The organism is Enterococcus sp. DIV0294 (genome assembly GCF_050558155.1).
GTDB lineage: Bacteria > Bacillota > Bacilli > Lactobacillales > Enterococcaceae > Enterococcus > Enterococcus faecalis.
On the sequence record NZ_CP187889.1, the window covers coordinates 1,049,825 to 1,064,631 of the forward strand.

Annotated in this window: 16 protein-coding genes; 13 read left to right on the forward strand and 3 right to left on the reverse strand. The window is 38.2% G+C overall.

The annotated features are described in order from the left end of the window. The first annotated feature begins 19 nt into the window (after nt 1-19). Nucleotides 20-703: an HD domain-containing protein gene (locus tag IGJ20_RS05255; RefSeq protein ID WP_202522453.1), complete on the forward strand. Its 684-nt coding sequence runs from the start codon at nt 20-22 to the stop codon at nt 701-703. 16 nt (nt 704-719) lie between these two features. On the opposite strand, the gene IGJ20_RS05260 is transcribed toward IGJ20_RS05255, so the two are convergent. After that, nucleotides 720-1,214 carry a YajQ family cyclic di-GMP-binding protein gene (locus IGJ20_RS05260; protein WP_202522454.1) on the reverse strand — a complete coding sequence of 165 codons (495 nt, stop codon included), beginning with the start codon at nt 1,212-1,214 and terminating at the stop codon, nt 720-722. 231 nt (nt 1,215-1,445) lie between these two features. On the opposite strand from IGJ20_RS05260, the gene IGJ20_RS05265 reads away from it, so the two are divergent. The 9 genes from IGJ20_RS05265 to IGJ20_RS05305 all read left to right on the forward strand — a co-directional run bounded on the left by IGJ20_RS05265 (nt 1,446) and on the right by IGJ20_RS05305 (nt 9,550). After that, complete coding sequence (locus IGJ20_RS05265) at nt 1,446-2,402, forward strand: YitT family protein (protein ID WP_002381974.1); 957 nt, start codon at nt 1,446-1,448, stop codon at nt 2,400-2,402. Nucleotides 2,403-2,604: 202 nt separating this feature from the next. After that, nucleotides 2,605-3,474, forward strand: a complete 870-nt coding sequence (locus IGJ20_RS05270) for a class II fructose-bisphosphate aldolase (RefSeq protein WP_002357972.1) — start codon at nt 2,605-2,607, stop codon at nt 3,472-3,474. Nucleotides 3,475-3,647: 173 nt separating this feature from the next. Next, a complete protein-coding gene (locus tag IGJ20_RS05275; RefSeq protein WP_002357969.1) occupies nt 3,648-4,940 on the forward strand; it encodes a UDP-N-acetylglucosamine 1-carboxyvinyltransferase in 1,293 nt (430 codons plus the stop codon). Continuing rightward, nucleotides 4,937-6,229, forward strand: coding sequence for a transcription termination factor Rho (gene rho / locus IGJ20_RS05280; protein WP_002357968.1), 1,293 nt, complete (start codon nt 4,937-4,939; stop codon nt 6,227-6,229). The genes IGJ20_RS05275 and rho overlap by 4 nt, the downstream gene beginning before the upstream one ends. Nucleotides 6,230-6,329: 100 nt before the next feature. Beyond that, entirely contained in the window at nt 6,330-6,599 is a 270-nt protein-coding gene (locus IGJ20_RS05285; RefSeq protein WP_002357967.1) for a type B 50S ribosomal protein L31, read from the forward strand. 237 nt (nt 6,600-6,836) lie between these two features. Next, complete coding sequence (locus IGJ20_RS05290; RefSeq protein ID WP_048737768.1) at nt 6,837-7,901, forward strand: DUF916 and DUF3324 domain-containing protein; 1,065 nt, start codon at nt 6,837-6,839, stop codon at nt 7,899-7,901. Continuing rightward, the gene (locus IGJ20_RS05295) at nt 7,894-8,106 is read left to right on the forward strand and encodes a hypothetical protein (protein ID WP_002357965.1); all 213 of its coding nucleotides are present in this window, start codon (nt 7,894-7,896) and stop codon (nt 8,104-8,106) included. The genes IGJ20_RS05290 and IGJ20_RS05295 overlap by 8 nt, the downstream gene beginning before the upstream one ends. A 226-nt stretch (nt 8,107-8,332) precedes the next feature. Beyond that, on the forward strand, nt 8,333-9,211 hold the full coding sequence (gene scrK, locus IGJ20_RS05300; RefSeq protein ID WP_002363736.1) for a fructokinase ScrK: 879 nt from the start codon (nt 8,333-8,335) through the stop codon (nt 9,209-9,211). A gap of 90 nt (nt 9,212-9,301) precedes the next feature. After that, the gene (locus tag IGJ20_RS05305) at nt 9,302-9,550 is read left to right on the forward strand and encodes a YtxH domain-containing protein (protein WP_002357962.1); all 249 of its coding nucleotides are present in this window, start codon (nt 9,302-9,304) and stop codon (nt 9,548-9,550) included. A gap of 57 nt (nt 9,551-9,607) precedes the next feature. Here IGJ20_RS05305 and nfsA read toward each other — a convergent pair whose 3' ends face one another. Both nfsA and IGJ20_RS05315 read right to left on the reverse strand, forming a co-directional pair. Then, a complete protein-coding gene (gene nfsA, locus IGJ20_RS05310; RefSeq protein WP_202522455.1) occupies nt 9,608-10,342 on the reverse strand; it encodes an oxygen-insensitive NADPH nitroreductase in 735 nt (244 codons plus the stop codon). A gap of 83 nt (nt 10,343-10,425) precedes the next feature. Beyond that, nucleotides 10,426-10,884 carry an S-ribosylhomocysteine lyase gene (locus IGJ20_RS05315; protein WP_002357960.1) on the reverse strand — a complete coding sequence of 153 codons (459 nt, stop codon included), beginning with the start codon at nt 10,882-10,884 and terminating at the stop codon, nt 10,426-10,428. 206 nt (nt 10,885-11,090) lie between these two features. Between IGJ20_RS05315 and IGJ20_RS05320 the strand changes: the two genes are divergently transcribed. From IGJ20_RS05320 to IGJ20_RS05330, 3 genes are read left to right on the forward strand one after another with little or no spacing between them, the layout of a single operon-like run. After that, a complete protein-coding gene (locus tag IGJ20_RS05320) occupies nt 11,091-12,158 on the forward strand; it encodes an aspartate-semialdehyde dehydrogenase (RefSeq protein ID WP_202522456.1) in 1,068 nt (355 codons plus the stop codon). Between the two features lie 33 nt (nt 12,159-12,191). Continuing rightward, nucleotides 12,192-13,064, forward strand: a complete 873-nt coding sequence (gene dapA / locus IGJ20_RS05325) for a 4-hydroxy-tetrahydrodipicolinate synthase (RefSeq protein WP_002361644.1) — start codon at nt 12,192-12,194, stop codon at nt 13,062-13,064. Between the two features lie 30 nt (nt 13,065-13,094). Beyond that, nucleotides 13,095-14,783, forward strand: a complete 1,689-nt coding sequence (locus tag IGJ20_RS05330; RefSeq protein WP_002357956.1) for a ribonuclease J — start codon at nt 13,095-13,097, stop codon at nt 14,781-14,783. Nucleotides 14,784-14,807: the final 24 nt, after the last annotated feature.

Consider the following 14,807-nt stretch of genomic DNA (forward strand, 5'->3'; position numbering starts at 1 on the left):
AATTTTAAGGAGAAAATAAATGAAGCTGTTTGAACGCATTCATCAAGATACTGAAATTCAACAAATTTATGATGCAATTGGTCAAATGGAAGATGAAGAAGCTGGGTGGGCATACCACAATTGGTTTCATGTAACCAATGTCGTGGCCATGACGGAAATGATTTTGAAACAACTTGCTGTTTCAGAGGAGTATTTAGAAGCGGCAAAAATTGCGGCACCGCTCCATGATGTGGGTGCGCTACAAGGAAAAGCAGGACATGCGCTTCGGGGGAAACAATTTGCAGAAGCATATTTTCGTAAGCAAAAGATTTGTTTGCCTTATCAAGAAGAAATTTTATCTTCTATAGAAAATCATAGTAATGGCTTTGATTCGGAAGAGTTAATGACGCTAGCGCTAATCATTAGTGATAAATTAGATATTACAACCTCTCGTGTTGCAAAGGCTGGTTATTTCGTACCAGGAATGCGGCAATTTCAATTTTTAAAGAAAATTGAAATTATGCTTTCAGAACAAGAGGTTTGTGTCTCATTTACGGCAGAAGAAGAACTGGATTTAGAAGAATTAAATGCGTTTTATTTTATGCCAAAGGTTTTCAAAGCAATTGCCGCTTTTTCAGAAAAAATCCAACGCCGACCAATCGTTTTATTGAATAATCAAGAATGGCCAGTACCAAAACAAAAAAATCCTTCAACTATTCATTAACAGTTGAAGGATTTTTTTAGCGATAATTGTTAAACTCAAGAGCCATTGGTAAATCTAATTCTCGTAAAAGAGCCATGACTTTTTGTAAATCATCCCGACTTTTTCCAGTTACCCGAATTTTGTCTTCTTGGATTTGTGACTTAACTTTAATCCCAGAGTTTTTGATAGCTGTGTTGATTTTTTTCGCATTTTCTTTATCAATACCACTGATTAAATCACCATATTGGCGAGCGGTACCGCCTAAGGCTTTTTCACTTTCTGAGAAATGAATATTTTTAATCGGAACATTGCGTTTGACTAATTTTCCAAATAAAATATCCTTCACTTGCTCGACTTTATAATCATCTTCAGCTACGACTACTAGTTTATCGTTTTCCAATTTAATATCAGCAATTGACCCTTTAAAGTCAAAACGATTTTTCAATTCTTTCAAGGCAATTTGAATTGCGTTTTTGACTTCCTCCATATTGACCTCTGAAACTACATCAAAACTTGCTTCTTTTACAGCCATGTAAAAACCTCCTAAAATATTCTTTGCTTCATCATATCATGAAATAGTAAAAAAGGTTAGGCTAGAATCATTTTGAATAGAGAAATAAGAAGATCAATTTTTAGGGATATCTTCTCGCATTCTTTCATGGAAACGTTGCAAAAAAAATTTTAATGTTCGCTTTTAGCCCCTTTTCTTTTAGGATAGAACCTGTTATTCTAAGTCAGAAGAATAGCGAAGGAGCGAAGAAAAATGAGTCGATTGGTTAGTACTTACCAAAGGAATGAATCGATAAAAAAAATAGCAGTGATGGCGATAACCGCTTTGACTTCTGCGGTCGGTTTGAATTTCTTTTTGATTCCGGCAAAAGTTTTTTCGGCAGGGATGAACGGAATTGCGCAAATCATTGCTACATTATTATATACAAATTTAGGAATCCATATTAATACAGGGATCTTCATTTTATTTTTAAACATTCCCGTCTTCATTCTAGGGTTTGTAAAATTAGGGAAACAATCAACGATTCTTAGTTTCATCAATGTTATTGGTATTTCCGTTGTCACTATGTTTGTGCCAATCGTAACAGTCACAACGAATCCTTTGATGAACGCAATTATGGGTGGTGTCTTAGTCGGCGTTGGCGCAGGGCTTTCATTGAAAATGGGCTTTAACACTGGCGGCATGGATATTATTTCACTGATTCTTTCAAAAACAACAGGGAAAACCGTTGGTAATTTTATGTTCTTATTAAATGGTATTATTGTGCTGTTGGCTGGTTTTGTATTTAACTGGGAAAGTGCGTTGTATACTATTATTTCCATTTACTGTTTGAGTCAGGTGGTCGACATGATTCATACCAGTCACCAAAAAGTCACAGCAATGATTGTCACCACGAGACCAGAAGCCGTTGCCTTAGAAGTTTCTCAACAAATCGCTCGTGGCATGACCTTGTTGCCTTCAATCGGCGGCTATTCAGGTGCAGAAGGTCGGATGATTATGATGGTCATTACTCGCTACGAACTCTATGATTTAGAACAAGCAGTTTACAGTATCGATGAGAATGCCTTTGTAAATATTTTACCAACACAATCGGTTTTAGGGCGTTTTGCCAATGAAGATGAACAACGGATTTTTCATAGTACAGGAACATTTCCTGAGCTTCAATCTTACAAGGTGAAACGTTATCCGCCAAAGAAAAAATTAAAATAGCAAGTCGGCCTTCAGGTCCCAAAGTCTTAACGGGAAAACTGGAGGTTTTTTTATAAAAATGAAGGTTATGTGAAAGAATAGACAAAAATTTTCTGAAAAAGGGAATTTTACTAGAAAAGTGTCAGGAATTCTGCTAAAATAGAACCGTTGGTTAGGGAACACCTAACAAATAAAGTTTTTAAAAACTTAGGAGGAATTTTTTATGCCAGTAGTATCAGGAGCAGAATTCTTAAAAGCAGCACGTAAAGGCGGCTATGCAGTAGGTGGCTATAACACAAATAACTTAGAATGGACACAAGCGATTTTAGAAGCAGCAGAAGCTAAAAAAGCACCAGTTCTAATCCAAACATCAATGGGCGCTGCTAAATACATGGGCGGCTACAAAGTAGCTAAAGACATGATTACTAATTTAGTAGACTCAATGAATATCACAGTTCCAGTAGCAATTCACTTAGACCACGGTGACTACGAAGCTGCTTTAGAATGTATCGAAGTTGGCTATACTTCAATCATGTTTGATGGTTCTCACTTACCATTCGAAGAAAACTTAAAATTAGCGAAAGATGTAGTTGAAAAAGCGCACGCTAAAGGTATTTCTGTCGAATGTGAAGTTGGTTCAATCGGTGGTGAAGAAGACGGAATCATCGGTACTGGCGAATTAGCTGATATCGAAGAATGTAAACAAATGGTTGCTACAGGTATTGACTACTTAGCATGTGGTATCGGTAACATCCATGGTCAATATCCAGAAAACTGGAAAGGTTTAGCATTTGATCACTTACAAGCGATTGCTGAAGCTGTCGGTTCTGATGTACCTCTAGTATTACACGGAGGTTCTGGTATTCCTCAAGAACAAATTGAAAAAGCAATTTCAATGGGTATCTCAAAAGTTAACGTAAATACAGAATTCCAATTATCATTCGCTAAAGCAACGCGCGAATATATTGAAGCTGGTAAAGATTTAGAAGGTAAAGGATTTGACCCTCGTAAATTATTAGCACCAGGTAAAGCTGCAATCATCAAAGATGCAGAAGAACACATTGATTGGTTCGGTTCAGCTAACAAAGCTTAATCAACTAGTTACGTTAAAGACAGCCACAGCACGTGGCTGTCTTTTTTATTTTTTGTTATTTTTTCATTCTATTAAAATACCTGAGAAGTTTTCTTTTTTCTTAAGCTTGATTATGATAGAATGATTGGGTAGTTTATTTAGAAAACGTATATTACAGATAGGTGAGAATATAAATGAAAAAAATCGTAATCAATGGGAATCGTCCATTAAAGGGCGAAGTAACCATTAGCGGCGCTAAAAATAGTGTGGTCGCTTTAATTCCAGCTGCTATTTTAGCAGATTCGCCCGTGACTTTAGATGGCGTTCCTGATATTCAGGATGTTCACTCATTAATTGAAATTTTAGAAATTATGGGTGCTAAAATTACTTTTGAAAATAATACATTAATTATTGATCCAACAGAAGTTGTTTCTGTGCCAATGCCAAAAGGAAAAATCAATAGCTTACGTGCGTCCTATTATTTTATGGGCTCACTTCTTGGTCGATTTGGGGAAGGCGTTGTCGGCTTACCTGGCGGTTGTTACTTAGGACCTCGTCCAATTGATTTACATATCAAAGGATTTGAAGCATTAGGCGCTCATGTAACCAACGAACATGGGGCGATGTACTTGAGAACAGACGAAGCTGGCTTACAAGGAACCCGAATTTTTATGGATATGGTATCTATTGGCGCTACAATCAATGTCATGTTAGCCGCAGTTAAAGCCAAAGGCAAAACGATTATTGAAAATGCTGCGCGTGAGCCAGAAATTATTGATATTGCTACATTATTAAATAACATGGGTGCAAAAGTCCGAGGAGCTGGAACGGACGTTATTCGGATTGAAGGTGTCGAAGAATTACATGGTTGTCGTCACTCGATTATTCCAGATCGAATTGAAGCTGGGACTTATTTAGCTATGGCAGCAGCTATGGGTGAAGGAATCAAGGTTCGAAATGTTATTTATGAGCATTTAGAAAGCTTCATTGCGAAATTACAAGAAATGGGCGTTAAGATGACAATTGAAGAAGACATGATTGAAGTTCATCCGTCACATGATCTGAAAATGACGACGGTGAAAACCTATCCGTATCCTGGGTTTGCCACAGACTTGCAACAACCGTTAACGCCATTACTTTTAAAAGCGCAAGGAACTGGTGAAATTATTGATACGATTTATGCTCAACGAAATAAGCATATCCCTGAGTTGGTGAGGATGGGGGCCGATGCTTCGGTTGAAGGCAATATGATTATCTTAAATGGCCCAAATCAATTGCACGGTGCAGAAGTAGTCGCCTCTGATTTACGGGCAGGCGCTTGCTTAGTCACTGCCGGCTTGATGGCTGAAGGTACGACCACAATTTATAATGTAGAATATATTTTACGTGGGTACGACCACATTATCGAAAAGTTAACTGCTTTGGGCGCTGATATTCAAATGCTAGAAACCGAAGAACAAGAAGGTCCGTTTGAGGTGGATCAATGAGCGACTATTTAACAATGGCTGAATTGGAAAACAGTACGTTAAAAGATATTTATGCGTACGCGAAAGAGTTTAAAATTCCTTATTATAGCCAAATGAACAAAAAAGAATTGTCTTTAGCTGTGATTCGTGCACAAGCTGAGAAGCAAGGGTTTTTCTTCATGGAAGGAATTTTAGATATTGTTTCTCAGGATGGTTATGGCTTTTTGCGGCCAATTAATTATGGACCAAGTGCAGAAGACATTTATATTTCTTCTTCTCAAATTCGTCGTTTCGGATTGAGAAATGGGGACAAAGTAGCTGGCAAGGCGCGTCCGCCAAAGGAATCAGAACGTTACTATGGACTCATGCATGTTGAAAGTGTCAATGGGAAAGATCCTGAAGAAGCGAAAGAGCGGCCACATTTTCCAGCGCTAACGCCGTTGTATCCTGAAAAACAATTAACGTTAGAAACAACGGCTGGCAGATTATCAACACGAATGATTGATGTATTTGCACCAATTGGTTTTGGGCAACGTGGTTTAATTGTAGCGCCGCCAAAAGCGGGAAAAACAAGTGTTTTAAAGGAAATTGCTAATGGGATTACAGAAAATCATCCTGATGTGGAATTGATTCTGTTGTTAATTGACGAGCGTCCTGAAGAAGTGACTGATTTAGAGCGAAGCGTTAAAGGAGATGTGGTTTCTTCAACTTTTGATCAACAACCACAAAATCATACGCGAGTTGCTGAATTGGTTCTGGATCGAGCAATGCGCTTAGTTGAAGACAAACGGGACGTAGTTATTTTAATGGACAGCATCACTCGTTTAGCAAGGGCCTATAATTTAGTGGTCCCGCCTAGTGGTCGAACCTTGAGTGGCGGAATAGATCCAGCTGCGTTTTTCAAACCTAAACGATTTTTTGGCGCTGCCAGAAATATCGAAGAAGGGGGCAGTCTAACTATTTTAGCCACGGCATTGGTGGATACAGGTAGCCGAATGGATGATGTCATCTATGAAGAATTTAAAGGCACAGGCAACATGGAGCTCCATTTATCTCGTGAATTAGCAGAGCGCCGTATTTTCCCAGCAATTGATATTAAAAAATCAAGTACGCGAAAAGAAGAGTTGTTAATGACACCAGAACAACTAGAAGAAACGTGGAAATTGAGAAATAATATGTCAGGAGACTCGCTGGAATATACGGATCAATTCATAAAAATGTTGAAACGAACCCAAAATAATCAACAATTATTTGAAGTTTTCCATGATGTTTCGTTTGGCAAACAAATTAAAAGAAATCCAAAAAGATAATTGCATACCAACTGAAAACATGGTAAGATAGCATTGTTGTATACCGACAAAATAACTCTGATACAGCAAATGGATCAGGGCAAAGGAGCGAAAAAAACGTATGAAACAAGATATCCATCCAAATTACCAACCAGTAGTATTCATGGATTCAACAACAGGTTTCAAATTCCTTTCAGGTTCAACTAAAGGATCTTCAGAAACTGTTGAATGGGAAGATGGCAACACTTATCCATTATTACGTGTTGAGGTTACTTCAGACTCACACCCATTCTACACTGGTCGTCAAAAATTCACACAAGCCGACGGACGTGTGGACCGTTTCAACAAAAAATACGGTCTCAAAGACGAAAACGCAAATCCAGACGCATAGTCTTTCAAAACATTGTTATGACAAGGTTTATAGAGGTTTTCCACTGTGGTGGGAAACCTCTATTTTTGCGTTAAATATGTAGTTTTAATTCAGAGAAAAGAAATAAAGCAACTTACCAATCTTTTCTTCTTTCTTTTCAAGATTATCCTTCCCAAAAGTCAAAGATTGATCAGCATTGTTTCGCTGATTTGTTAGACTAGTAAGTACATTCAGCTTTATAAAGGAGATCTTGAAGAAATGAGTAGAAAAAAAGTCGGTGTTTTCTGTCTATTTCTGTTTTTCACATTTTTTATTATTGTTCCAAAAGTAGAAGCTACAGAAGAAATGAAGACTAAATTTACAGTAACGCCTGTTTTACCAGAAAATCAAGTGTCAGGAACATCTAGTTATTATGATTTAATTCTGGCACCAAAGCAATCTTCCACTATTGTCTTAGACATAAAAAATAAGACAGACGAAAAATTGTCCATTGTATTGACTCTAGCAAATGCATCAACAAATGATAATGGGTTGATTGTGTACAATGATTTTGATAAATCACTTGATTCATCGTTAAAGGTTCCGCTGACAGACTTGGTTACTTTAGAAAATGAGGAAGTGAGTGTGCCGCCTCATCAAACAGTATCAGCAAAGATGAAGGTGAAGGGACTTGATCAGCCTATCAAAGGAGTTGTGTTAGGCGGGGTTTATGCGCATCTCAAAGATGAAAAAACAGAGGAAGAGAACCAAACAACGGGATTAACCAGTCGCTACGGGTTTAATGTTGCGATTGCCATGAGGAGTGCTGAGAATGCTCCTTTAACAGAGGTGAACCAACTGAAATTAGCGAAAGTAACACCTACAATTGCTTTAGGGGCCAAATCGCTAAAGGCGGTCATTCAAAATCCGTATGCTGCTATTTTTCCAGAAGTTCGTTTAGAAGGTCAAGTGATAAAAAAAGGATCCTCTAAAAAAATTGCACAACGGACACTAAAAAATGTTCGCTTTGCCCCAAATAGTTCCATGAATTTTCATCTTGATTTGGGCAAACAACCGCTAGATGCTGGGACTTATATATTTACAGGACGTGCTATTTTACAACAAGATGAACAACAGTCTTGGCCTTTTCAACAAGAATTTACGATTAACACTCGTGAAGCAAAAAAATTGAATCAAGAAGCTACGGTCAAATGGGTCCTACCTACATGGTGGTTACCGACTTTCTACACGTTGTTAGTAATCACAATTGGGGCAATTTATAGTGTCATTTGGCGCAATAATTATCAAAAAACAAGCGAAAAGGAGAGTGAGAATAATGGCTAGTTGGTTTTGGTTGTCTGGCGGTTTAGCGGTCATTTGTTTTATGTTTTTCCTCTTTTCTTTGTTGACTAGTATGAGTTTTATTCAGCATGCAAAAGAACCCAGAAGTATTCTAAAAGAAACGCTTTTAAGTTGGTTAATGCTTTTACTTAGTGGTGGGTGGATTACAATAGGACTATTGTTATATTTTTCGCTAAAGAATCAATAAACAAAAAACGAGCATTCAATGTTAGATAACCGTGAATGCTCGTTTTTTTGTTTTAGGAAAATGCTCTTTAGCAACTTGCCAGATTTCATTGGGCAACCTGACTGAAATTGTTAAATTGTTCTGTCGAAACGACAAAAAAGTGGTAAACTAAACGTGTATGTTAGTTATTTAATCAAAAGTAATGTATCCGCTTACTTATAAAATGGAAACGAAGGAGCATATTGCAATGACAGAAAAACTTTTAGGAAGTATCGAAGCCGGTGGCACAAAATTTGTATGTGGCGTTGGGACAGATGATTTGACCATTGTGGAACGTGTCAGTTTTCCCACAACAACCCCAGAAGAAACAATGAAAAAAGTAATAGAATTTTTCCAACAATATCCTTTAAAAGCGATTGGGATTGGTTCGTTTGGTCCGATTGATATTCACGTTGATTCTCCTACGTATGGTTATATCACTTCTACACCAAAATTAGCTTGGCGTAACTTTGACTTGTTAGGAACTATGAAACAACATTTTGATGTGCCAATGGCTTGGACAACGGATGTGAATGCTGCGGCATATGGTGAGTATGTTGCTGGAAATGGGCAACATACATCTAGTTGTGTATATTATACAATTGGAACTGGTGTTGGCGCTGGAGCGATTCAAAACGGTGAGTTTATTGAAGGCTTTAGCCACCCAGAAATGGGGCATGCGTTAGTCCGTCGTCATCCTGAAGATACGTATGCAGGAAATTGTCCTTATCATGGAGATTGTTTAGAAGGGATTGCAGCAGGACCAGCAGTTGAAGGTCGTTCTGGTAAAAAAGGTCATTTATTGGAAGAGGATCATAAAACTTGGGAACTAGAAGCTTATTATTTAGCACAAGCAGCGTACAATACTACTTTATTATTAGCGCCAGAAGTGATCATTTTAGGTGGCGGCGTCATGAAACAACGCCATTTGATGCCGAAAGTTCGTGAAAAATTTGCTGAATTAGTCAATGGATATGTGGAAACACCGCCTTTAGAAAAATACTTGGTGACGCCTCTTTTAGAAGATAATCCAGGAACAATTGGTTGCTTTGCCTTGGCAAAAAAAGCTTTAATGACTCAAAAATAACCATTTATTCGCAGTTCATGCATTATATTTGAAGGAAATGGCTAAGAATGATACTCTTATTATGTAATTAATTATTTAGGAGGGATTAGCATGGCAGATTTAAAAGGACGTTTTGACGATGCAAAAGATAAAGTAGAAGGTACTGCAAAAGAAGCGCAAGGCAAAGTTACGGATGATAAAGGCAAAGAACTTGAAGGAAAAGCTCAATCAACCTTTGCTGACGTAAAAGACAAAGCACGTGATGCCGGCGACGACCTTAAAGAAGGCGCTGAAAAATTAACTGATAAAGTTAAAGAAGGCTTTGAAGACTTAAAAGACAAATTTAGTAAAGATAAATAAAAATTAACAAAAGAGCGTGGGCTTACGTTATTTCAACGTAAGCCCACGCTCTTTTGTTTAGACATCAAATCCTTGTTTTTGCAAGAAAATTTTTACTTCTGGGCGACGATTATAAGAAAAATAGGACAAAGATTTCTGTGACCAATCCGCTGTTTGGGCGTTACTTGAGCGGCTGGCATAATAATCTTTTAATAATTCATCATATGTGTGCATATCTGTCAATTTGTCTGATTGGTAGTGATTTTCGCTTAAAATATTTTCAAAAGGCATCCGTGTTTTTACACCATTTAACGTTTCTGGTACACCGATTGTTAATCCGAAAAGTGGTACAGTTAATTCAGGCAAAGATAAGCGTTTGGCTACTGTGTCTAAGTCATTTCGAATGCCGCCAATATAACAAATCCCTAAATCCATAGATTCAGCCGCAATGGCCATGTTTTGCGCAGCAATCGTTGTATCAACGGCAGCTACTAATAATGATTCTGGTGTCTTTAAGGGTTCTAATGATTGCCCCTCTTTTGACAAAATCGTTGCATGACGATACAAATCAGCAACAAAAACATAGAACACACCAGTGTTAACGACATAGTCTTCACAATTCGCTAAACGTCCCAATTCTCTGCGTAGCTCAGGATCTTTGATTTCTATAATTGTATAAGCTTGTAAAAAATTGGAGCTTGATCCTGCTTGAGCTGCAGTAATTAACTGTTGTTTCTGCTTGTCCGTTAACGCTTGCTTTTTAAAATGACGAACGGAACGGTGACTTAGTAATTGTTCGATTGTTTGATTCATAAAAAACCTCCGTTTAAATTAAGAAAGAGAACAGAAAAACCCACAGCTTAATAGTGGGTTTCTCTGTCGTTAATTGCTAAAGATTACAGAATACGTTCAAATGGATCTAAACTAATTCCTTGGTCTAAGACGATTTTTGCGTATTCTTTCGCTGCAAATAAAGAATGATCTTTGTAGTTTCCACACTCTTTTGCAGAGACTGCTGGAACAACTTCTGTATTGATTACTTTGTTTAAAACGTTGACTAATGCATCACGGATTTCTTGTGGTGAATGTTGATCCCACATAATCATATAAAAACCAGTGCGGCAACCCATTGGCGAAATGTCAATGATTCCTTTTAATTCATCACGCATGTTAACTGCTAATAAATGTTCCAACGTGTGTAATGCGCCTGTTGGTAGGGCATCTTTGTTTGGTTGTAAGAAACGTAAGTCATATTTTTCGACTAACGCATCACCATTTTGTTCTGTGCCAGCAAGGCGAACATATGGTGCTTTTACTGTGTTGTGATCTAATTCAAAACTTTCTACGCGTGCCATGAAATTTCGCTCCCTTTATAATTAAATTCGTTTTAACTATAACAAATTTAAGTCAAAAGTCAATGGATAGTCCTTTGATGGGTAATAGTTTTAAAATATCATGGGAAAATAAAAAAATCATTTTTTTGACTATGTAGGTTTTTTCAATACTATGGTAAAATAGGACAAGTAGCTTTTACAAGAAGGTAAGAGGGGAGTATGAAAATATGGGAAAAGAATATCATGTTGCCGTGGTAGGAGCAACAGGTGCTGTCGGGACAAGAATGATTGAATTGTTAGCAGAAACAAGTTTGCCAATTGCCAGTTTGAGGTTATTGGCGTCTAAGCGTTCTGCTGGACAAGAGATTCAGTTTAAAGGACAACCTCTTATCGTGGAAGAATTAGTCCCGGAATCATTTGAAGGAATCGATTTAGCACTATTTAGTGCTGGTGGGAGTATTTCCGAAAAGTTTGCACCAGAAGCAGTTAAGCGCGGAGCTGTTGTTGTTGACAACACTAGCCATTTTAGAATGGCAAAAGATGTTCCTTTAGTTGTTCCAGAAGTGAACCCGGAAGCCTTGAAAAATCATCAGGGAATCATCGCAAATCCCAATTGTTCTACAATTCAAATGATGGTGGCCTTAGAACCAATTCGGCAAGCGTTTGGCTTAGAACGAATCATCGTTTCAACGTATCAAGCTGTGAGTGGCGCAGGTATCCGTGCAATTAATGAGCTAAAAGAACAAGCTGAAGATTTTTTAGAGGGAAAACCTGTCAGCGAATGGTCAGCTGAAATTTTACCAGCTGGCAGTGATAAAAAACATTATCCAATTGCTTTTAATGCGTTGCCTCAAATTGATGTTTTTTCAGAAGCAGGGTATACCTACGAAGAATGGAAAATGATGAATGAAACAAAAAAAATCATGGGAGACAACAAGCTAAAAGTCGTTGCCACCTGTGTCCGTATTCCGGTAATTTCAGGACATTCTGAGTCTGTTTATATAGAAGTGAAACAAGCAGATGCATCGGTCTCAGCCATCCAAGAATTAATGGCGCAAGCTCCAGGTGTAATTTTGCAAGATGAGCCAAGTGAACAACTATATCCACAAGCGCTAAATAGCGTCAACCAGAAAGAAACATTTGTCGGCCGTATTCGTCAAGACGTTGACGTGAAGAACGGTTTCCATTTATGGATTGTGTCAGACAACCTATTAAAAGGAGCTGCTTGGAACTCGGTCCAAATTGCTGAAACGCTACACGAAATGAATTTGCTTCGTGTACCTGAAAACGACTAGAAGGTTTGTATTGTATACTCGGGAGGGAATAGGATGGATTTAACGAATGCAACAATTATTACGGCAATGGTTACGCCGTTTCAAGAATCGGGAGAAATAGATTTTGATAAACTACCGCAATTGGTAGACTATTTATTGGCCAATCATACAGAAGGCGTTATTTTAGCAGGAACAACTGGTGAATCACCCACGTTAACTCATGAAGAAGAATTACAATTATTCCAGCGAATTATTGAACTGATCGATGGACGTATTCCGATTATTTGTGGTGTAGGTACGAATGATACACGTGACTCAGTCGCTTTTGTGAAAGAGTTAGCGACAATCGCTGGTATCGATGCTGTTTTGGCGGTTGTTCCTTATTATAATAAACCAAATCAAGAAGGTATGTATCAACATTTTAAAACCATCGCAGAAGCAAGTGAACTACCAATTATTTTGTACAATGTTCCTGGTAGAACGGCTGCATGTCTAGAAGTGGAAACTACTTTGCGCTTAGCACAATTGGAAAAAATTGTGGCGATTAAAGAATGTGCAGGGTTAGATGCAATTACTGAGTTGATTGAAAGAGCGCCAAAAGACTTTCTAGTGTATACTGGAGAAGACGGGTTGGCTTTTGCCACCAAGGCACTTGGCGGACAAGGGGTTATTTCGGTAGCCAGTCATGTCTTCGGTTCGTCAATGTATGAGATGTATCAAGCGCTGGAGCAGGGGAACTTGCCGGAAGCGGCTAAAATTCAACGACAGTTATTACCAAAAATGAACGCCTTGTTTTCAGTGCCTTCGCCGGCACCCGTGAAAGCGGCCTTAAATCATTTAGGTATTCCTGTTGGAAATTTACGTTTACCTCTAGTTGCTTGTACACCAGAAGAAGAGCAAAGAATTATTCGCACGTTAGAGATTTAAAGAACGTGTAATCATAGAGAGGTGAAAAGAGTGAGTACAATAAAAATCGTTCCATTAGGCGGCGTTCGTGAAAATGGAAAAAATATGTACGTTGCTGAAGTGGAAGATGAAATTTTTGTACTGGATTGTGGATTACAATATCCAGAGAACGAACTTTTAGGAATTGACGTCGTCATTCCGGATTTTACGTATTTAGAAGAAAATAGTGAACGAATTGCAGGGGTCTTTTTAACACATGGCCATGCAGATGCAATTGGGGCCTTACCGTATTTGCTTTCAAAAATTCAAGTGCCTGTTTTTGGGACAGAATTAACGATTGAACTAGCAAAACTAAGTGTCAACAGTCATGCGGAAACGAAGAAATTTAAAGATTTCCATGTGATTGACCCGCATACAGAAATTGATTTTGGTCAAGCAACGGTGAGCTTCTTTAAAACAACGCACACCATTCCAGATTCGATTGGTGTTAGCATCAAAACAAAAGAAGGTAACATTGTTTATACTGGTGATTTTAAATTTGATCAAAGTGCGATTGAGATGTATCAAACCGATTATGGCCGCTTGGCTGAAATTGGGAAAGAAGGCGTCTTGGCGCTACTTAGTGATTCATCAAATGCTGAAAACCCAGCCCAAGTTGCATCGGAAGCCCAAATCGCTGATGAAGTGTTCGACACGATTCGCTATTGGGAAGGACGAATCATCGTGGCATGTGTGGCAAGTAATTTGCAACGGGTTCAACAAGTATTGAATGCAGCGGATCGTTCTGGTCGTAAAGTCGTTTTGACAGGCCAAGATTTTGAACGGATTATTCGGACGGCGATGAAATTGGAAAAATTACAATTGCCAAGCGAAGATCTATTAGTGAAACCAAAAGAAATGAAAAAATATGCACCCGAACAGTTATTAATTTTAGAAACAGGCCGGATGGGAGAACCGATTAAGTCACTTCAAAAAATGGCTAATAATACACATGGTGTCGTTCGAATTGAAGAAGGCGATTTAGTTTATATTACAACAACGCCGACAACGGCCATGGAAACAACGGTTGCCAAAACAGAGGATATTGTCTATCGGGCCGGTGCTACGGTGAAGCAAATTTCCGACAATTTACGTGTGTCTGGTCACGCTAATCCGAATGACTTGCAATTGATGTTGAACTTAATGAAACCAAAATATTTCATTCCTGTCCAAGGTGAATACCGCCAGTTAGCTGCGCATGCGGACTTAGCACACGAAATTGGCATGCCTTATAAAGATATCTTTATTACAGGTCGTGGGGACATTCTAGAGTATACAAAAGGTAGAATGTCGGTAGCTGGCAGCACAACGGCCGAAAATATTATGATTGACGGAATTGGTGTCGGCGATATTGGTAATATCGTTTTACGGGATCGTCGTATTCTTTCCGAAGATGGTATTTTTGTGGCTGTTGTGACAATTAATCGTCGAGAAAAACGAATTGTTTCACCAGCTAAAATTACTTCTAGAGGTTTTGTTTACGTTAAAACAAGTAAAGACCTAATGAAAGAAAGTAGCAATATTGTTACAGAAATTGTTGAAAAACATTTAGAAAGTGACGATTTTGAATGGAGCAAACTGAAACAAGAAATCCGCGAAAACTTAAGCCGTTATTTATTTGAACAAACCAAACGTCGTCCTGTGATCTTACCAGTTATCATGGAAGCGACGCAACGCAAGCGTCCCAAAAATAACGCATAGTTCGTCCTGATAAAAGCAGGTGAT